Raw genomic sequence first — 18,186 nt, 5'->3', positions numbered from 1 at the left:
CGCTACAAAGCGCTGACCAGGCGATGAGAGGTGGAAAGCAGCGCGCTCAGTTTCTCACGGCTGAGCCGCGCTTCTTCTGTCAGAAACTCTATCGCCACGGTCAGCGCGGGCGTGGGATTTTCCGGATATAACAGGGTGTAAGCTGCGCCGCTTGCGACACACAGCGGGAAAGGTGCTATCACCCTGCCCGCCTGCAAATCATCTTCGATCAGCGTCAGATCGCCGATCGCCACGCCATACCCCTGTAACGCCGAATTGATCGCCAGATCCAGCGTATCAAAGTGCTGAGATTTGCCTGACGGCAAACTCTTCACCCCCTCTTCCCGCAGCCACATCAGCCAGTCGCGACGATCGCGTGTCGGATGCAGCAGGGTTTTATCGGCCAGATCGGCGACTTCGGTGCGCCCGTTGTGACGCGGTAAAAAATCTGGCGTGCACACCGGCGTCAGCACTTCATCAAACAGATGATGTGCGCGGCGCGGTGACTCCGGCGGGCGGCCAAAAATGACCGCCGCGTCAAAATGTTCATTGCTGAAATCTACACCGTGAGCAATCGACGCCGTCAGCTCAATACGCATATCAGGCCGGTCGTTTTGCAGCTGGATCACCCGCGGCAGCAGCCAGCGCATGGAACAGGTCGGGCATTTGATGCGTAAGGTATCGGGATGAGAACCGACACGTTTCAGGGCATCCCCCATCAGTGCCAGCGCCTGCTGTACCGGTGGCAACAGCTGTGCGCCGCGCGGGGTCAGCGTTAACCCGCGCGCCTGACGTAAAAATAACGGATAGCCCAGCGCCACTTCCAGCCCGGTAATCTGACGGCTGACCGCGCCCTGCGTGATGTGCAGTAAGGTGGCGGCGTGGGTCAGATTCAGCGTCTGCGCCACGACGGCAAAGGTTTTCAGCACATTGAGCGAGGGTAAATTCAGCGCATTGAGATGCGACAGTTCAGGAGAAAGGGCCACACATACCTCGTTAAAACCGCAATAAGCCATGACGAAAAGTCATAGCGAGTATGACAAATTTTCTATTGTCGGCACAGGGGAACTGTTGCTTAATCGTTGAACACCTGTTTTGACCTACTGATGGCCGTCTGGCCTGAATTTTTGGGAAGTCTGCCATGAAAAGCGCACTGTTACCGCAGTCAAAATTACCGGACGTCGGCACCACCATTTTTACGGTGATTGGTCAGCTGAGCGCCGAGCACAATGCCCTTAATCTGTCGCAGGGTGCACCGAATTTCTCCTGTCAGCCGTCGCTCATCGACAGCGTGACCAAAGCCATGCGTGAAGGTCATAACCAATATGCCCCGATGAGCGGCGTGTCGGCATTGCGCCATGCGTTATCGGCGAAAGTCGAGGCACTTTACGGCTGCCAGTATGACGCGGATGCGGAGGTCACGGTCATGGCCAGCGCCAGCGAAGGGCTTTACTCCGCCATCAGCGCGCTGGTGCATCCGGGCGATGAGGTGATTTACTTCGAACCTTCGTTCGACAGTTACGCGCCGATTGTGCGATTGCAGGGGGCAAAACCGGTCGCTATCAGCCTGTCGATGGAGGATTTCAGCATCGACTGGGATCAGGTGGCGAGTGCAATCAACAGCCGCACGCGAATGATCATCATCAACAGCCCGCACAACCCGACCGGCGCCATCTTTTCCGATTTCGACATTGAACGCCTGACCGCGCTGACGGAAAACACCGACATCATCATTTTGTCCGATGAAGTTTACGAACACGTGGTGTTTGATGGCGAACGCCACGAGAGCATGGCCTGCCACCCGCAACTGGCGGAGCGCAGCGTCATTGTGTCGTCGTTCGGCAAAACGTATCACGTCACCGGCTGGCGCGTCGGTTACTGCCTGGCGCCTGAAGAACTGATGAATGAAATCCGCAAAGTGCATCAGTTTATGATGTTCTCCGCCGACACGCCGATGCAGGTCGCCTTCGCCGAAGCGATGGCGGATCCGCAAAGTTATCTCGGGCTGGCGGATTTCTATCAGCAAAAGCGTGATTTACTGGCTGACGCGCTCAGTGAATCCCGCTTTGAATTACTGCCCAGCCGTGGCAGTTTCTTTATGCTGGCGCGTTTTAGCCATTTCAGCCCGCTCTCCGACGACGAATTTGTGCTGAGTTTGATCCGTGATCATCAGATTGCGACGATTCCGCTGTCGGCGTTTTACAGCAATAACAAACCCACCGGGCTTATCCGCCTGAGTTTCGCCAAAGATAACGACACGTTGTATGAAGGCGCACGCCGCCTGTGTCGCGTCTGAGCCTTTGTATTTATCTGCATCACGCTGGGGAATTGTGAATAATGAAAAAATTGAAAATCGCATTACTGTTAGGTTGCGCCGTGGCGTCTTTCTCCGCACTGGCTGACGGTTCCACGCTGAAATTTGGCCTGGAAGCGCAATATCCGCCGTTCGAATCTAAAAGCGCCACCGGCGAATTACAGGGTTTTGATATCGATCTGGGCAACGCCGTCTGCGCTGCCGCCAGCGTAAAATGCGAATGGTACGACACCTCTTTCGATGGCCTGATTGCCGCCCTGCAGTCACGAAAATTTGACGCCATTAACTCCGCAATGAACGTCACCGAAAAACGCCGTCAGGCCATTGATTTCACGGACGTCATTTACCGCGTACCCAGCAAACTGATCGCTAAAAAAGACTCCGGCCTGCTGCCTGTCGTTGACTCGCTGAAAGGGAAACACATCGGCGTGTTACAGGGTTCGATTCAGGAAAGTTATGCGAAGGCGCACTGGGCACCTGAAGGCGTGGATGTGGTGTCATATCAGGATCAGAACCAGGTTTATCTGGATCTCTCCTCGGGCCGGCTTGACGGCACATTAGTGCTGGCTCCTGCCGGTCAGACCGGTTTCCTGTCCCGTCCGGACGGAAAAGATTACGGATTTGTCGGTGACGCGGTGCGTGACGATAAGATCCTCGGCAGCGGCATTGCATTCGGTCTGCGTAAAGGTGATACCGCCACCAAAGAGAAACTCGACAAAGCCATCGCCAAAGTGAAGCAGGAAGGCACCGTGCAAACGCTGTCGAAGAAATATTTCGGCGATATTGATGTGAGCGTGAAGTAAATTTTCGAGCCAATGCCAGTTGATATGATCAACTGGCATTATCTGCAGGCGCTTTGTGTTGCGGCTTTACTGCCCGTCAGTATTCCGAATTCACCACCACTTCTTCGCCATAGGCGCCGGCTTGCGGCAGCGGTTTATAGCTTGAGTTAGACGCACGCAGAACACGGATGCCCCTGGCACCTGCGGCTTGCGCTGCGGTGATGTCGTTGTCTGAATCGCCGTAGAAAATCTTGATCTGCTTGTCTTTCAGCCACTGCGTTTTGGTGTTCTGCCCGGCTTTATCACCGGCGAAAATTACCGGATTCACTTTGTCTTGTGGGATCTGGAAATCTTCCTGCAAGGTTTTGGTGACCGTCTCGGTTTTGGTTTCGCTGCGGCCGGTGACGAAATAAATGCTGTCACCGCGTTTGATGTGCATGGCAATCAGGCCTTTCGCCACTTCTTTCGGCATGCTGAACTCATCCCACCCGTTGTTCATCTTTTCCCAAAATTGCGGGTTTTTCAGATAATCCTGTTTGCCCGGCGAGAACTCGAGTTGCCCGCGATAAAAGCCCGGCGAAGAGAACAGCACCGTATCATCAATATCAAACCCGACCGCCACCGGCCCGCGCCCTTGCAGGCTGTTTTCGATTTGTGCAACGGATACCCAGTGTACCGGCGACTGCTGCGCAAGTTGCGCCACGTTGACGCCCGGATACAGCGGCGCAGGTGCGGACTCTTTGGCAACCGCAGAGTGATTCAGGCTGAGCATCAGGCAAATGGCACTGAGTGCCAGTGTTGTTTTACGCATCGTGATCCCTTTTTTATGCTTATTAATCTTGAAGATAAGATGGAGCAATTGGTCAAAAATCTTACCAAACATACCTGTGTACCTCTCCCGGGCAAAGGGATTTCCCGGCGGGTATCATAGGAAAAGATGATGATCACACTTTGATGCAGAATCGTCTGACTTAGCCAGGTACAGCATCAACCGCTTTATGCGCAAATGACTTCGCGTCCTATACTTATTCCCTATTGTTTGAATTTTTAACGCTCTTATACGCAAACGGAAAGGAACAGGTATGCCTCAATTACAGTCCGAAAACCGCCGCATCGTGCTGGCTTCACGCCCTCACGGTAAACCCGTTGACGAAAATTTCCGCCTCGAAAAAGCCCCTTTACCGCAGGCCAAAGACGGTCAGTTATTACTGCGCACCGTGTGGCTTTCACTCGACCCGTACATGCGCGGCCGTATGAGCGATGCCCCTTCTTATGCTGCGCCCGTGCAAATCGGTGAAGTGATGACCGGCGGCGCCGTTTCCCGCGTGGTCGAATCTCACAGCCCGGATTTCAAAACCGGCGATCTGGTGGTCGGCAGCACCGGCTGGCAGGATTACGCGGTGACAGACGCCAAAACCGTGAAGAAACTGGAAGCCGCCGCGCTGAAACAACCTTCACTGGCGCTGGGTGTGCTGGGTATGCCGGGCTTTACCGCCTTTATGGGCCTGCTGGATATCGGCGAACCTAAGCCAGGCGAAACGCTGGTTGTGGCCGCGGCGACCGGCCCGGTCGGTTCGCTGGTCGGGCAGATCGGCAAGATCAAAGGCTGCCGCGTAGTCGGTATCGCCGGGGGTGAAGAGAAATGTCGTTACGCGGTTGAGCATTTCGGTTTCGACGAATGTCTGGATCACCGCGCACCCGATCTGGATAAGCGCCTGAAAGCCGCCTGCCCGGACGGTATCGACGTGTACTTTGAAAACGTCGGCGGCGAGGTGTTTGATGCTGTGCTGCCACTGCTCAACACCAAAGCGCGTATTCCGGTCTGCGGGCTGGTTTCACAGTACAACGCCACCGGCCTGAATGAGGGGCAGGATCGTCTGTCGCTGCTGACCGGGACTATCCTTAAGAAACGCCTTCGTATGCAAGGTTTCATTATTTTTGATGATTACGGCCACCGTTATCATGAATTCGCGGCACAAATGAGCGAATGGTTTGAGGCCGGTAAAGTGAAGTTCCGCGAGGATATCGTGGAAGGAATGGAAAACGCACCGCAGGCATTCTTCGGGCTGCTTGAGGGGAAAAACTTTGGCAAACTGGTTGTCCGTGTCGGGCAGGATTAATCCCTGCTGACGTCCACAGGAGGTAACATGAAATTACTGATTGTATTGACATCGCACGATAAACTCGGCGAAACCGGCAAGAGAACCGGTTTCTGGCTGGAAGAATTCACCGCGCCTTATTATGAATTTCTGGATGCGGGTGCCACGCTGACGCTGGCTTCACCGAAAGGCGGTCAGCCGCCGCTGGATCCGAAAAGCGATGAGCCGGACGCCCAGACAGAAACCACCGACCGATTCCGGCAGGATAAAGAGGCGCAGCACGCACTGGCCACGACGGTGAAACTCGCCGACGTCAGCGCCGCAGACTTTGATGCGGTGTTTTATCCGGGCGGTCACGGCCCGTTGTGGGATCTGGCAGAAGATGCGCATTCCATCGCGTTAATTCAGGCATTCTGGAAAGCGGGCAAACCGGTTTCCACCGTCTGCCATGCGCCGGGCGTTTTGCGCAATGTTCTGCTGGAAGACGGCACGCCGCTGGTGAAGGACAAGCGCGTCACCGGGTTCAGTAACAGCGAGGAAGATGGCGTGGGCCTCACCGACATCGTGCCGTTCCTGGTAGAAGATGAGCTGAAAAAAAATGGCGGGGATTACAGTAAAGCGGCCGACTGGCATTCTTATGCCGTGACCGACGGAAAACTGATCACCGGCCAGAACCCGGCCTCTTCAACCGCCGTTGCTAAGGCATTGTTGAAAATGCTGGGCGCTGAGGCGGCTGGCAAGTAATCTGACGAACAACGACACACTATCAGATGAGGGTTTTATGGCATTTACACTGACCAGTAACGATCTGCGCGACGGCGAGAAAATGCCGGAAACGCAGGTCTTCAACGGTATGGGCTACACCGGCGACAATCTGTCACCGCATCTGGCCTGGTCCGGCGCACCGGAAGGCACCAAAAGTTTTGTGATCACCTGCTATGACCCGGACGCGCCTACCGGATCCGGTTGGTGGCACTGGGGCGTCGCCAATATTCCGGCTGACGTCAGCGAGTTGCCGCAGGGCGCAGGTTCCGGCAAAGGCGGTCTGCCTGCCGGTGCCGTGCAAACCCGTACGGACTTCGGCAAGGCCGGATACGGCGGCGCAGCACCTCCGCAGGGCGAGCATCACCACTACCATTTCACCGTGTATGCCCTCGATGTGGAACACCTCGACGTCAACGAAGAGGCCAGCGGTGCCTACCTCGGTTTCAACGTGCACTTCCATACGCTCGGCAAAGCATCACTGACAGTGATATACAGCTGATTCCTGTGGTATAAAAGAACCAGAAAAGGTGGTCAGTTTTGCTGACCACCGTTTTTTATTGCGGCTTTCACCGCAACTTTTAAAAAAAGAATAATGTTCTTCATCAAGGAGTCAGTCACAGTGAATATTTCCACCCTGTCGCGCGCGTGCGCTGTGTTGTCAGCCAGCCTGTTCCTGGCGGCATGTAGCAGCAGCCACGAAGGCTTATCGAGCCAGGTTGCTCCGGGCACCGCGTCCCTGCCCGTGTTATCTGCGGACGAAGCGGCCAACTTCACAACAAAAAATTATCTGGCCTTTGGCGGCCCTTCTTTGCAGGTTCAGAAACAGGGTTGGTTCCCTAAACTGGCCAGCACGGATGGCGTAAAAACAGACTTCGTGGTCGGCCCGCAATTGGGTACCGACGGCGCGGCATACACTAACGTACAGCTGGCGGTGAACGCAGCGCTGGCCGTGCGTAACCACGGTGAACGCATCTTCATCAAGATCCTGCCAGGCACCTATAACGGCGCGGTTTACATTCCGGCAGGTTCTCCGCCAGTCACCTTATTCGGTGCAGGCACCAGCCCTTCTGACGTCACCCTGTCTCAGGGTCTGGAAGCGGCCAGCACACCGGCAACTTACCGTGCAACCGTCAGCCCTAACGGCCAGTTCCTGCCAGGCGATCGTGCATTCTACATGTATAAAAACTGCGCAACGCTGACCACCGACACTATCGGCACCGGCTGTTCTGCCACCGTCTGGTCACAAAGCAACGGCCTGCAACTGCAAAACCTGACGATCGGTAATGCCACCCTCGACACCGTTGACGCAGGCGATCATTCCGCCGTGGCGCTGCGCACCGATGGCGACAATGTGGTGATCGATAACGTGCGCCTGATTGGCCGTCAGAACACCTATATGGTCAATACCGCCAACATCCATAATGAAACGGACAACAACCGTTACAGCCGCGCTTACGTGCACAACAGCCTGATCGTGGGTGATGTGGATTACGTGTTTGGCCGTGCCCTTGCGGTGTTTGACCATGTGGAATTCCACACCGTCAGCAGCCGTGGCGTGAAAGAAGCGTCTGTCTTCGCCCCGAATACTCCGGCCAATGCGCCTTATGGCTTCCTGGTCATCGACAGTAATCTGACCGGCGACCGTGGTTTCGAGCAGGCAGCGAAAGCGAAAATGGGCCGTGCGTGGGATGTGGACGGTGCCAGCAGCCAGCTGGTTATCCGCGACAGCAGCTTCGACAACAGCTACGACCAGATGAACCCTTGGGGCGCAGCAGCATTCTCAGGCCGTCCGTTCGCGGGCAATGTGCCGAAAGATGAAAAACAGCAGCGCAACCTGAACGACACAAACTTCAACCGCCTGTGGCAGTACAACAACGTGCTGACTCAGCCTGCGAAGTAATTCAGTCTGATGCGATGAAAAAACCGCCGGGGTTGCCTCCGGCGGTTTTTTTTTCGTTCAGAGAAGACCTTACTGCGCTTCGTTACCCAGACGGAAGACGGACACCGTTCGTTCCAGCGTCACCGCCTGTTCGTCCAGCGATGCCGCCGCGCTGGCTGACTGCTGCACCAGCGCCGAGTTTTGCTGGGTCACGGTATCCATTTCCGCTACGGCCAGCGCAATCTGGCTGATCCCCCTGCTTTGCTCATCCGACGCCGATGCAATTTCATGAATAATCTGCGTAACGTGACGGACAGATCCGACAATCTCTTCCATGGTGTCACCCGCTTTAGCGACCAGTTGCGAGCCGTTATTCACGTTGGCGACGGACTTCTGGATCAGCCCTTCAATCTCTTTCGCCGCCTGCCCGCTGCGCTGTGCCAGGCTGCGCACCTCGCTGGCGACAACCGCAAAGCCCCGCCCCTGTTCACCGGCTCTCGCCGCTTCAACCGCCGCATTCAGCGCCAGAATGTTGGTCTGGAAAGCAATGCCGTTGATCACGGTGGTTATCTCGGAAATCTGCTTCGAGCTGACGGCAATCTCTTTCATGACACCCACCACATCACTCACCAGCTTGCCCCCGCGTGCAGCGGTGTCTGCGGCGTCGGATGCCAGCTGGCTGGCCTGCGTGGCATTATCGGCATTTTGTTTTACCGTCGAAGTCAGCTCTTCCATGCTGGCCGCGGTCTGCCCTAGTGCCGCCGCCTGCTCTTCGGTGCGCGCCGACAGATCGATATTTCCGGCAGCAATTTCACCAGATGCACGCGACACCTGCGTCACGCCTTCGCGGATATTGCCGATGATCCCGTGCAGATTCTTGTTCATGCCTTCGATGGCGCGGCTCAGTTGCCCGACTTCATCAAAACTGTGGCTGGCGTTGTGCACAGTCAAATCACCGGCCGCAATGCGCTCCGCCGTCGCCAGCGTCCGGCGCAACGGCAGGGTCAGCTGGCGGGTCATACGCCATGAAATCAACGCCCCTGCAATGATGGTGGCGATGACAATGCCCACCATTTCTGTGATGGTCTGGCTGACTTCGTGATGGGTGTTGGCGATTTCATGATCGAGCATCGTGTTGGATGCTGAGGTCAGCGCCAGCCCGGCGGCGGCGAGTTGTGCGGCGATGTCTTGCGTGTTGCTTCCGGCCGGAGGATTCAGCGTATGTTGCCAGCTTTCCCGGTAACGACGGATGTTTTCCGGCATCGCCTCTTCCAGAGGCTGATCCTGTTCGTCCCACGTATAGGCGGCAACATCGGCCAGTCTGGCCTCCAGTTTATCCAGCGCCTGAGCGTTCTCTTCGACAAACTTTGGATCTTTGGTCGCCATGTAGGACAGGCGTGAAAATTTCGCGCTGCTCAGCAGATCATTGACGGTTTTGAGCAGCGTCACTTTTTCTGCCCGCTCATTGATACGGGTCAGATGGTAGATCCCGGATACCGCCACGAGCGAGCCCAGCAGCAACACCAGTGCGAAACCGGCTCCCAGTTTATTAGCGATAGTGGCGTGGCGAACGGGGCCAGCGATCCCTGAAAGTACATTCATTTTCTTCTCCCTGATTGACCAAAAGGACTGACTCTGAGGTGGCAAGGCCAGCACAGAATGAGTGAATAGCGGGAGAGTTATCGACCTGATAGGCACAATATTTAGAGGGAGATGAAAATAAGTCTTAACAATAGCACGGGAAGCTCAGGGATAAAAAAGCCCCTTAATACAGGGGCTTGATCATTATTACCTGACGGTATTATTCACCCACACAAAATGAATCATAAGCCTGACGCATTGATTGAGGTTTGTTTAGCCTTCAGTTTCAGTTACGAATGTCCAGAATACTGACCCACATCGGGCCTTTGCCCACCGGGTAAGTTTTCAGCGTGGTCAACTGGCCGTTTGCCGGATCAATTTTCGCCACTTCAATGGCATCGGATTTCTGACCGGCAGTGATCACAAACTGACCGCTGTGATCGATGTTGAAACCGCGCGGCTGCGTTTGTGTCGCGTGATGCCCCGCCAGCGTCAGTTCGCTGCCGTCTTCTGATACGGTCATTACCGAGATCAGGCTGGCCGTGCGGTCAGAGGCATACAGGAATTTGCCGTCCGGCGTAATGTGCAAGTCTGCAGCCCAGCAGGTGCCGGTGAAATCAGCAGGCATAATGCCCAGCGTCTGCACCTGACGGTATTCGCCACTGGTCACATCTTTCTGATACACATCCACGCTGCTGTTGAGTTCATTCACACAGTAGGCGAAGTGGTGGTTCGGATGGAAAGCCATGTGGCGCGGACCGGCCCCTTCCACCGTGCGCAGTTCGGCGGATTCATGCGGCGTCGCCTCACCCTGCTGGCTGAAATCAAACTGACGGATGCGGTCTTCTTTCAGCGCCGGGATCATCAGCAGCTGGTTGGTCGGATCGATATTGGCAGAGTGCGGAGCCTGAATATTTTCCAGAACCTGCGTCGGTGCCAGCGCGTGGCCCTGCTCATCCAGCGGATGAATGCTGACGTTGTTGAAGCTGTAGGAGGCGGAGAACACAAAGCGCCCTTGCAGATCGATACCCAGATGCGTTGGGCTCCCCGGCAGCGGGGCCATCGACGCTTCTTCGAGTTTGCCTTCGTGATCGATACGGTAAGTGAGCACGCCAAATGCAGGACGCACACCCACATACATACGGTGACCGTCAGGATGGATCACCATCGGCTGTACTTGCCCCGGCACTTCCACGGTTTGCAGCAGGCTCAGTTCACCCTTGTCCTCTAAACGAAAAGCGTGGATTTGCTGGCTATCAGGGCTGGCAACGTAGACAACTTGCTTCATCACAACTCCTTATTAAATCTCATTAGATTTGAAAGCGTGGTTCAGGATAACCCAACAACCCGGCAGCAGCCATGCCCTAAATCTGTTGGCCGTCCGGCAGGGCATTCACTGCACAAGTATGGCGGGTTTGCAGGTTTAATTAGCAGGCTTAACACGGTAACATGATGATAATTTCTTCGATCCTCTCACTTTATGATGGACTGCCCATGACTTATCGCATCATCGCACTTGATCTCGACGGTACGTTGCTCGACCGTCAAAAACGTATTCTGCCGGAATCTTTGTCTGCGCTGGCCGACGCCCGCGCACAGGGAATCAAAGTGGTCATCGTCACCGGACGCCATCACGTCGCGATCCATCCGTTTTATCAGGCCTTACAGCTGGATACACCGGCTATCTGCTGTAACGGTACCTATCTGTATGATTATCAGGCACGTAAGGTTCTGACCTCCGATCCGATGGACAAAGTGAAAGCCAAAAAAGTGGTCGATCTGCTGGAATATCACGGCATTCATGGCCTGCTGTATGTGGATGATGCCATGCTTTATCAGCAACCGAGCGGCCACGTCAGCCGTTCCATCGCCTGGGGTGAGACGCTGCCGGAAGGCCAGCGCCCGAACATCGTTCACGTCAACAGCCTGCTGGAAGCGGCCGATGAAGCGCAGTCCGTGTGGAAATTCGCCACCTCACATCAGGATCTGGATGCGCTGCACACTTTTGCCGCTCAGGCAGAAAATGAACTGGGCCTGGCCTGCGAGTGGTCATGGCACGATCAGGTGGACGTCGCCAAAGGCGGGAACAGCAAAGGCCGTCGTTTGCAGGAATGGGTCGAATCTCAGGGCATGAGCATGCAGGATGTGGTGGCTTTCGGGGATAACTTTAACGATCTCAGCATGCTGGAAAATGTCGGGCTGGGCGTCGCGATGGGCAATGCAGTCGATGCCATTAAAGAGCGAGCCGCGCTGGTGATTGGCGACCATGAAACGCCGGGCATCGCGGAGGTTATCCGCAGTAAAGTCCTGAACTGATCCCGCGTTCACACCTGTCAACATACACACCGTTAAAGCCTTCCTCCGCCACGAGGAAGGCTTTTTTTATGTCATGCCGGGCGGAACATCAGCATTCCGTCTTATGCTTTTCAGGCCGGACGCGGCGCTGAATTAACTGGTGATCTTCATCGAAATAGCGGCTTGGCCAGATAGTCGCCGGGGGCACTCCCAGCGCTTTCGCAATGATCATTTCGCCTTTCGCCCAGGGGCGCGCCAGTGCATTTGCCAGCGTCGAAGACCCTAATCCGGCTTCGCGGGATACCGCGGCCAGCGACGTTTTCCGTTTACGCAGTCCGGCAATGATATCCGCCGGATGCCAGTCACTTTCCTTTTTCATCGTTCTTCCTTTTGTTGTAGGTTCAGCCGTTGAAATGTGGTCTACACTTTCTCGTTACGTCGTTCAGTAACTCTAAACAACAATATGTTAAGGGATGCTTAACATAACGTCAATACAGTTTATATGGTTATTGACTATGATCCCGCACAGACTGAAATCAGCACGGAAAAAAGCCAAACTCACGCAGGAGAAACTGGGTGTGTTAGGAGGCATTGATGAAAGCACCGCACGTTCGCGGGTATCGCAATATGAGAGCGGGACGTACAGCCCGAACTTCGACACCTTGTGCCATTTCGCGCGCGTGCTGAACGTACCGGAATGCTATTTCTATATTATTGACGACGATTTCGCCGAGCAGGTTCTGAGCCTGTATGAAAACTTCAATACGCCAAAAGATTAACGGTTGACCGACACGCTTTTAATCTGCGCATACAGCCACTGGCCTGCGCGGATCATCAGTTCGTCCCGCGCCCACGGCGTGATACGCGCCCAGATGACGTGGCCGGCCATCGCCAGTTTCACTTCCACCTGATTGCCGACCTCCAGACATTCCAGCACCTGCGCGGGCAGTACGTTGCGAATGCTGCTGTTATTGGCGGTCGGTTGCAGCACCAGCGAAACGTCGGTGGCATTGACCCGCACCCGCAACGGCGTGCCCGGTTCTTCTTCCACTTTGCTTATCCACAAACGCTGATCGCCGATCGCCAGCGCGGTCATTTCGTAACGCGGATGGTGCTCCAGCACGCTGACGTTCAGCACGCTGCTTTGTTCTTCCTTCGGCAGCCACGGGCGCATCACGTTGCTCGCCCAGACCTCTTCCAGAGTGCCCATCGCTAATACCTTACCGGCATCCAGCACCAGGACTTTTTCCGCCAGCCGCAGAATTTCATCCAGGCTGTGCGTCACGTATAAAATCGGAATACTGACTTCCTGCGCCAGCCGTTCGAGATAAGGCATGAGTTCGCGTTTACGCGGAAGATCCAGCGCAGCCAGCGGTTCATCCATCAGCAAAATTTCCGGTGCGGTGAGTAACGCACGGCCAATGGCGACGCGCTGCTTTTCTCCGCCGGAAAGTGTGAGCGGAAAACGGTCGAGCAAAGCTTCAATGCCCAGCAAACGGACAATACTGTCGAACTGGCCGCGCATCGACGCCGCCATGCCGTATTGCAGATTTCCCTTCACCCGATAGTGCGGGAACAGCCGCGCATCCTGAAACACATAACCGACACGCCGCTTTTCCGGCGGCAGAAAAATCTTGCCCTGCACATCTGACAGCAGACGGCCATTCAGGGAAATATGGCCGCTGTCGGGTTTTGTCAGCCCTCCGATGGCGTTAATAAGCGAGGTTTTCCCTGCGCCGGATAACCCGAAAATGGCAGTAATGCCCTGCGCCGGTAAGGTTTGTGTGACCTGTAAATTCAGCTCACCCAGTTGCTGACTGAAATCCAGTTCCAGCATGTCAGCCTCCCAGCCGCGTTCGGCTGCGCTTTGCCAGCCAGTCAGAAATCAGTAATGCCGCCAGTGACAACAGGATAGCCAGCACGCAAAGCCGCGCGGCGGCGCCCTCTGCGCCGGGGGTTTCAATCAAAGTGTACATCGCCAGCGGAATGGTGCGGGTTTCACCAGGGATGTTGGAGACGAAGGTAATGGTTGCGCCAAATTCTCCCAGCGAGCGGGCAAATGCCAGCACCACGCCGACAATCACGCCAGGAACGGACAGCGGCAGGGTAATGGTGAAAAACACCCGCCACGGTGAGGCGCCGAGCGTCCGGGCGGCGAGTTCCAGCTTAGGGTCAACGGCTTCCAGCGACTGGCGGATGGCGCGCACCATCAGCGGGAAGGCAACGACGGCAGAAGCCAGTACCGCGCCGTGCCAACTGAAGCTGAAGCTGAATCCGAACCACGCGTACAACCACTCGCCCACCACGCCGCGCCTTCCCATCACCACCAGCAGCAAATAGCCAATCACCACCGGCGGTAACACCAGTGGCAGATGGATAATGCTGTCGAGCAGGGATTTGCCGGGAAAACGGCAGCGGACCAAAATCCACGCCATCAGAATACCAAGTGGCAGACTGCAAACTACGGACAGGCTCGATACTTTCAGACTGAGAAATACCGCCTGCCACTCATATTCACTCAACATCATTTGCGTGGCGTAAATCCATAATGGGTGAAGATCTCAGCGGCAGCAGGCGTTTTCAGATAATCGTAAAACGCGCTGACCGTTGGATTTTCATGGCCTTTAACAATAGCCATCGGATATTCAACCGGCTTATGGCTTGCAGCCGGGAAGATACCGACAACCTTCACTTTTTTGCTGGCGATGGCATCAGAGCCGTACACGATACCCAGCGGCGCTTCTTCACGCTCTACCAGCGCCATCGCGGCACGCACGTCGCTGGCGCGCGCCAGTTTCGGTTCCAGCGTGGTCCAGGCACCCAGTTTTTGCAGCGCCTCTTTCGCATAAATGCCCGCCGGGACGTGATCCGGATCGCCCACGGCTAAGCGGCTGTCGCCAATCAGTTTCAGCCATTCTGTTTTCTCAGAGATATCGACTTTATCGATTTTGCTGGTTTTAGCGGAGATCAGCACCAGCTCGTTGCCGAGCAGAGTATAACGGGTGTTATCGACAATTTGTTGCTTGCCGATGGCGTAATCCATCCATTGCTGATCGGCAGAAATGAACAGATCGGCCGGTGCACCCTGTTCAATCTGGCGTGCCAGAGTGGATGACGACGCGAAAGAAGACACCACCTGCACGCCTTTTTCTTTCTGATACTGCGTGGCGATATCCTGCAGGGCGTTAGTCAGCGACGCGGCGGCAAACACCGTGATTTTCTCTGCGGCCTGAGCCTGAACGTTCAGACCAGCCACCAGCACGGTCGCCGTTAATAATTTAGCCCAAGAAGTTTTCATCATTTTTCCTCGCCTGTTATGGGTTATTCATGCTTTTGAAGATGCGTTATGTACGCAACAATATAGCGCAGGAAAAAGGAGTGTCATCTGATTTATCGGCGGAAATGGCAGGAACTTGATGTTTGTTGATCTGGCTTCGCTGAAGAGTTTTCAAAGGGTTGTCTTTTCAACTGCGCTTAGAAAAAAGAAAACCCGGCACAGGGGCCGGGTTATTCGAATCAATACTGCAGGTATCAGTAATGAGGCTTATTGCGGGACTCTTTAGAGTGGCCGACGACCGAAATGATGTTGAAAACTTCGCCCAGTCCCCAGATCAGGCCCAGGATCACCGCGATGAAGATCGGCACCATGATGGCAGCGAATACCAAACTTTCGATTAATTCTAACATGATAGCCTCACTTGACTGGCTGAATCGCACAACACGGCGATGTTCATAAACTGAATTACAGACTGTGACGGATAATAACAGCACGGGGCTGCAATTACTTTAGCATTTCGCCAACTTGCCTGCAGACCGGTTTAACGGCGACAATGCCCCTTCGTCCATTAAGGAAGCTGACATGCAAGCTGAAATCCTGTTAACCCTCAAGCTGCGGGAGCGGTTGTTCGCTGACCCGCGTCGTATGGAATTACTGCGCCAGATACGCCATACCGGTTCAATCAGCCAGGGCGCGAAGCTGGCGGGTATCAGTTATAAAAGCGCGTGGGACGCCATCAACGAGATGAACCAGCTGGCCGATGATACCCTGGTCGAGCGCAGTACCGGCGGTAAAGGCGGCGGTGGCGCGATCCTCACGCCTTACGGTGAGCGGCTGATCCAGCTGTACGAACTGCTGGCGCAGATCCAGCAAAAAGCCTTTGATGTGCTGAAAGAAGATTCCCTGCCTCTCGACAGCCTGCTGGCCGCCATTTCGCGCTTCTCCCTGCAGACCAGCGCACGCAATCAGTTCTTCGGCAACGTGGTGGAACGCAGCCACGAGACGGTACAGCAGCATATTGATGTGGTGCTGGCTGATGGCAAAACCCGGATCCGCGCCGCCATCACCGAACAAAGTGCTGACCGGCTGGTGCTGACGCCCGGCAAAGAAGTGCTGGTGCTGATCAAAGCGCCGTGGATCACCCTCGGGCTCAGCGCGGAAAATCCGCATAACGCATTACCGGGCGAAGTGACCCATATTCAGCGCGGCGAACTGAACAGCGAGGTGCTGCTGAAACTCACCGGCGGCGAGACGTTGTGCGCGACAGTGCCGAACCAGGATACCGACAGTCTGCGGCTGGCGACCGGTCAGTCTGTGTTTGCTCAGTTTGATGACGATAAAGTGATTCTTGCCACGCTGTGCTAAAAATGCCCTGTTAATCATATCCTTGCAGAATCAGAGTTAACACTTTGCAGAATTGTCAATTGACTTGCACGGCGGCAGCGCTTATCCCTTCTTACATAACATGCCTGCATAAAAAGGGATAAATCATGCCGTCGTTGCACATCTCGCAAGGTATTTTCCGCCTGAGCGATACCCGAACCCTCACACTTTCCGATCTGACCCTGCAGCAGGGTGACATCTGGGCCTTCGTTGGCTCCAACGGCAGCGGAAAATCCGCGCTGGCGCGTGCGCTTGCCGGTGACTTAACGCTTCTCAAAGGCACGCGCGAGACCAGCTTTGCGCATATCGTCCGGCTTTCTTTCGAGCAGCTGCAAAAACTGGTGGCCGATGAATGGCAGCGCAACAACACCGATTTGCTCAGTGAAGGCGAGGACGATACCGGCCGCACCACCGCTGACATCATTCAGGAAGAGGTGAAGGATCCGGCGCGCTGTGCCGCCCTCGCAGCCCAATTTGGCATTGAGAAACTCCTCGATCGCCGCTTCAAATACCTTTCTACCGGCGAAACCCGCAAAACACTGCTGTGTCAGGTGCTGATGCAACAACCCGATTTGCTGGTGCTCGACGAACCCTTCGACGGTCTGGACGTCAACGCCCGCGCCCAGCTGGCACAGTTGCTCGCCACGCTGGCAGAACACGGGCAGACCATGGTGCTGGTGCTGAACCGCTTTGACGATATCCCGCGGTTCGTTCAACACGTCGGCGTGCTGGCCGATTGCACGCTGGCGTCATTCGGCCCGCGTGAACAGGTGATGGCCGATGCCCTGGTGGCGCAGCTGGCGCACAGTGAGAGCCTGAGCGGCATGGCGGTACCGGAAGCCGAAGACCCGACGATACGCGTGAGCCCGCCGGCAGACTGCCCGCTGATCGTTCTGCGCGACGGTGTGGTGCAATACGACGATAAACCAATCCTGCATCACCTGAGCTGGCAGGTTGACCCCGGTCAGCACTGGCAAATCACCGGGCAAAACGGAGCGGGTAAATCCACCCTGCTCAGCCTGATTACCGGCGATCACGCGCAGGGCTACAGCAACGATCTGACGCTTTTTGGCCGCCGTCGTGGCAGCGGTGAAACCATCTGGGACATCAAACGCCATATCGGTTACGTCAGCAGCAGCCTGCATCTCGACTACCGCGTCAGCACCAGCGTGCGCAACGTCATTACGTCGGGTTTCTTCGATTCCATCGGGATTTATCAGGCCGTCTCCGATCGGCAGCGCCTGCTCACCGCGCAGTGGCTGACTCTTCTCGGCCTCGGCGGCAGCGCCGGAGAGACGCCGTTTCACAGTTTGTCGTGGGGGCAACAACGGCTGGCCCTGATTGCCCGCGCGCTGGTGAAACACCCTGCGCTGCTGATCCTCGATGAACCGTTACAGGGTCTGGATCCGATCAACCGTCAGCTGGTGCGCCGCTTTGTCGATATTCTGATTGGCGAAGGTGACACCCAGTTGCTGTTTGTTTCGCATCACGCTGAAGATGCGCCTGAGTGCATTACTCACCGCCTGAGTTTTATTCCTGACGGCGATATCTACCGGTATCAGACAGAACAGCTGTAATCCCTCACGGCCTTCATGCTGCGGAAGGCCGCTTTTCTGACGACATCCTGCTTTTTTCTCCCCTGAAACTGTTTTCAAACCCTGCTGAACAATCAGTGTAATCGATTACACAAGCAGCCTGTTGTGGGGCGAGATGGTTTACACTCCGCTTTCGATATCGCCGGTATCACCTGTTTAGCGCCGTGGAAAGGTGGTAAACTGTTTGTGTAAGCGATTCCATTTTATTGGGGATGGATCACCTTTTTCAGCCTAGCA

19 protein-coding genes are annotated in these 18,186 nt (G+C 55.5%); 10 read left to right on the top strand and 9 right to left on the bottom strand.

Annotated elements, in window-relative coordinates:
• Window positions 1–2: 2 nt before the first annotated feature.
• A complete protein-coding gene (locus tag ABSH60_RS15985; protein WP_390974739.1) occupies window positions 3–965 on the bottom strand; it encodes a LysR substrate-binding domain-containing protein in 963 nt (320 codons plus the stop codon).
• A 155-nt stretch (window positions 966–1,120) separates the two neighbouring features.
• Between ABSH60_RS15985 and ABSH60_RS15980 the strand changes: the two genes are divergently transcribed.
• Together ABSH60_RS15980 and ABSH60_RS15975 are read left to right on the top strand one after the other, a co-directional pair.
• Entirely contained in the window at window positions 1,121–2,275 is a 1,155-nt protein-coding gene (locus ABSH60_RS15980) for a methionine aminotransferase (RefSeq protein ID WP_390974737.1), read from the top strand.
• Between the two features lie 41 nt (window positions 2,276–2,316).
• On the top strand, window positions 2,317–3,096 hold the full coding sequence (locus tag ABSH60_RS15975; protein WP_136376809.1) for an ABC transporter substrate-binding protein: 780 nt from the start codon (window positions 2,317–2,319) through the stop codon (window positions 3,094–3,096).
• 76 nt (window positions 3,097–3,172) lie between these two features.
• Here ABSH60_RS15975 and aphA read toward each other — a convergent pair whose 3' ends face one another.
• Window positions 3,173–3,886: an acid phosphatase AphA gene (gene aphA / locus ABSH60_RS15970; RefSeq protein ID WP_390974735.1), complete on the bottom strand. Its 714-nt coding sequence runs from the start codon at window positions 3,884–3,886 to the stop codon at window positions 3,173–3,175.
• A gap of 271 nt (window positions 3,887–4,157) precedes the next feature.
• Here aphA and ABSH60_RS15965 point away from each other — a divergent pair, with 271 nt between their 5' ends.
• The 4 genes from ABSH60_RS15965 to ABSH60_RS15950 all read left to right on the top strand — a co-directional run bounded on the left by ABSH60_RS15965 (window position 4,158) and on the right by ABSH60_RS15950 (window position 7,839).
• The gene (locus tag ABSH60_RS15965; protein ID WP_390974733.1) at window positions 4,158–5,195 is read left to right on the top strand and encodes a zinc-binding dehydrogenase; all 1,038 of its coding nucleotides are present in this window, start codon (window positions 4,158–4,160) and stop codon (window positions 5,193–5,195) included.
• A 27-nt stretch (window positions 5,196–5,222) separates the two neighbouring features.
• Window positions 5,223–5,918 carry a DJ-1/PfpI family protein gene (locus ABSH60_RS15960; RefSeq protein ID WP_390974731.1) on the top strand — a complete coding sequence of 232 codons (696 nt, stop codon included), beginning with the start codon at window positions 5,223–5,225 and terminating at the stop codon, window positions 5,916–5,918.
• Between the two features lie 37 nt (window positions 5,919–5,955).
• On the top strand, window positions 5,956–6,438 hold the full coding sequence (locus ABSH60_RS15955; RefSeq protein WP_122095845.1) for a kinase inhibitor: 483 nt from the start codon (window positions 5,956–5,958) through the stop codon (window positions 6,436–6,438).
• A 120-nt stretch (window positions 6,439–6,558) separates the two neighbouring features.
• On the top strand, window positions 6,559–7,839 hold the full coding sequence (locus ABSH60_RS15950) for a putative acyl-CoA thioester hydrolase (RefSeq protein WP_183846236.1): 1,281 nt from the start codon (window positions 6,559–6,561) through the stop codon (window positions 7,837–7,839).
• Between the two features lie 69 nt (window positions 7,840–7,908).
• Here ABSH60_RS15950 and ABSH60_RS15945 read toward each other — a convergent pair whose 3' ends face one another.
• On the bottom strand, window positions 7,909–9,420 hold the full coding sequence (locus ABSH60_RS15945; RefSeq protein WP_390974728.1) for a methyl-accepting chemotaxis protein: 1,512 nt from the start codon (window positions 9,418–9,420) through the stop codon (window positions 7,909–7,911).
• A gap of 265 nt (window positions 9,421–9,685) precedes the next feature.
• Window positions 9,686–10,687 (bottom strand): 6-phosphogluconolactonase, encoded by a 1,002-nt coding sequence (gene pgl, locus ABSH60_RS15940; RefSeq protein WP_390974726.1) that lies wholly within the window; start codon window positions 10,685–10,687, stop codon window positions 9,686–9,688.
• A gap of 206 nt (window positions 10,688–10,893) precedes the next feature.
• On the opposite strand from pgl, the gene ABSH60_RS15935 reads away from it, so the two are divergent.
• Entirely contained in the window at window positions 10,894–11,715 is an 822-nt protein-coding gene (locus ABSH60_RS15935) for a pyridoxal phosphatase (protein WP_390974724.1), read from the top strand.
• Window positions 11,716–11,803: 88 nt separating this feature from the next.
• Here ABSH60_RS15935 and ABSH60_RS15930 read toward each other — a convergent pair whose 3' ends face one another.
• Entirely contained in the window at window positions 11,804–12,073 is a 270-nt protein-coding gene (locus ABSH60_RS15930) for a helix-turn-helix transcriptional regulator (protein ID WP_056771737.1), read from the bottom strand.
• Window positions 12,074–12,209: 136 nt separating this feature from the next.
• On the opposite strand from ABSH60_RS15930, the gene ABSH60_RS15925 reads away from it, so the two are divergent.
• Entirely contained in the window at window positions 12,210–12,473 is a 264-nt protein-coding gene (locus ABSH60_RS15925) for a helix-turn-helix transcriptional regulator (protein WP_056771734.1), read from the top strand.
• Here ABSH60_RS15925 and modC read toward each other — a convergent pair.
• The 4 genes from modC to ABSH60_RS15905 form a co-directional block, all read right to left on the bottom strand.
• Complete coding sequence (gene modC / locus ABSH60_RS15920) at window positions 12,470–13,531, bottom strand: molybdenum ABC transporter ATP-binding protein ModC (protein WP_390974722.1); 1,062 nt, start codon at window positions 13,529–13,531, stop codon at window positions 12,470–12,472. The two genes, ABSH60_RS15925 and modC, sit on opposite strands and share 4 nt — an antisense overlap.
• A 1-nt stretch (window position 13,532) precedes the next feature.
• Window positions 13,533–14,222 (bottom strand): molybdate ABC transporter permease subunit, encoded by a 690-nt coding sequence (gene modB, locus ABSH60_RS15915; RefSeq protein WP_122095850.1) that lies wholly within the window; start codon window positions 14,220–14,222, stop codon window positions 13,533–13,535.
• Window positions 14,219–14,992, bottom strand: coding sequence for a molybdate ABC transporter substrate-binding protein (gene modA, locus ABSH60_RS15910; RefSeq protein WP_056771724.1), 774 nt, complete (start codon window positions 14,990–14,992; stop codon window positions 14,219–14,221). Before modA ends, modB begins: the two co-directional genes overlap by 4 nt.
• A 233-nt stretch (window positions 14,993–15,225) precedes the next feature.
• Window positions 15,226–15,381, bottom strand: a complete 156-nt coding sequence (locus ABSH60_RS15905; protein ID WP_072158040.1) for an AcrZ family multidrug efflux pump-associated protein — start codon at window positions 15,379–15,381, stop codon at window positions 15,226–15,228.
• 172 nt (window positions 15,382–15,553) lie between these two features.
• On the opposite strand from ABSH60_RS15905, the gene modE reads away from it, so the two are divergent.
• Window positions 15,554–16,336, top strand: coding sequence for a molybdenum-dependent transcriptional regulator (gene modE / locus ABSH60_RS15900; RefSeq protein WP_390974719.1), 783 nt, complete (start codon window positions 15,554–15,556; stop codon window positions 16,334–16,336).
• A gap of 125 nt (window positions 16,337–16,461) precedes the next feature.
• On the top strand, window positions 16,462–17,931 hold the full coding sequence (modF, locus tag ABSH60_RS15895) for a molybdate ABC transporter ATP-binding protein ModF (RefSeq protein ID WP_390974717.1): 1,470 nt from the start codon (window positions 16,462–16,464) through the stop codon (window positions 17,929–17,931).
• Window positions 17,932–18,186 lie beyond the last annotated feature (255 nt).

It is taken from the genome of Rahnella sp. R3(2024), assembly GCF_042920125.1.
Classification (GTDB): Bacteria; Pseudomonadota; Gammaproteobacteria; order Enterobacterales; family Enterobacteriaceae; genus Rahnella; species Rahnella rivi.
The sequence above is the reverse complement of the archived record's forward strand: the minus strand, read 5'-3'. Positions and strand labels throughout refer to the sequence as shown.

Coding starts and splice junctions, on each gene's coding strand:
- ABSH60_RS15980 (WP_390974737.1), top strand. CDS start 1,121: ATGAAAAGCGCACTGTTACCGCAGTCAAAATTACCGGACGTCGGCACC.
- ABSH60_RS15955 (WP_122095845.1), top strand. CDS start 5,956: ATGGCATTTACACTGACCAGTAACGATCTGCGCGACGGCGAGAAAATG.
- aphA (WP_390974735.1), bottom strand. CDS start 3,886: ATGCGTAAAACAACACTGGCACTCAGTGCCATTTGCCTGATGCTCAGC.
- ABSH60_RS15935 (WP_390974724.1), top strand. CDS start 10,894: ATGACTTATCGCATCATCGCACTTGATCTCGACGGTACGTTGCTCGAC.
- ABSH60_RS15960 (WP_390974731.1), top strand. CDS start 5,223: ATGAAATTACTGATTGTATTGACATCGCACGATAAACTCGGCGAAACC.
- pgl (WP_390974726.1), bottom strand. CDS start 10,687: ATGAAGCAAGTTGTCTACGTTGCCAGCCCTGATAGCCAGCAAATCCAC.
- ABSH60_RS15905 (WP_072158040.1), bottom strand. CDS start 15,381: ATGTTAGAATTAATCGAAAGTTTGGTATTCGCTGCCATCATGGTGCCG.
- modA (WP_056771724.1), bottom strand. CDS start 14,992: ATGAAAACTTCTTGGGCTAAATTATTAACGGCGACCGTGCTGGTGGCT.
- ABSH60_RS15925 (WP_056771734.1), top strand. CDS start 12,210: ATGATCCCGCACAGACTGAAATCAGCACGGAAAAAAGCCAAACTCACG.
- modB (WP_122095850.1), bottom strand. CDS start 14,222: ATGATGTTGAGTGAATATGAGTGGCAGGCGGTATTTCTCAGTCTGAAA.
- ABSH60_RS15965 (WP_390974733.1), top strand. CDS start 4,158: ATGCCTCAATTACAGTCCGAAAACCGCCGCATCGTGCTGGCTTCACGC.
- modE (WP_390974719.1), top strand. CDS start 15,554: ATGCAAGCTGAAATCCTGTTAACCCTCAAGCTGCGGGAGCGGTTGTTC.
- ABSH60_RS15975 (WP_136376809.1), top strand. CDS start 2,317: ATGAAAAAATTGAAAATCGCATTACTGTTAGGTTGCGCCGTGGCGTCT.
- modF (WP_390974717.1), top strand. CDS start 16,462: ATGCCGTCGTTGCACATCTCGCAAGGTATTTTCCGCCTGAGCGATACC.
- modC (WP_390974722.1), bottom strand. CDS start 13,531: ATGCTGGAACTGGATTTCAGTCAGCAACTGGGTGAGCTGAATTTACAG.
- ABSH60_RS15945 (WP_390974728.1), bottom strand. CDS start 9,420: ATGAATGTACTTTCAGGGATCGCTGGCCCCGTTCGCCACGCCACTATC.
- ABSH60_RS15930 (WP_056771737.1), bottom strand. CDS start 12,073: ATGAAAAAGGAAAGTGACTGGCATCCGGCGGATATCATTGCCGGACTG.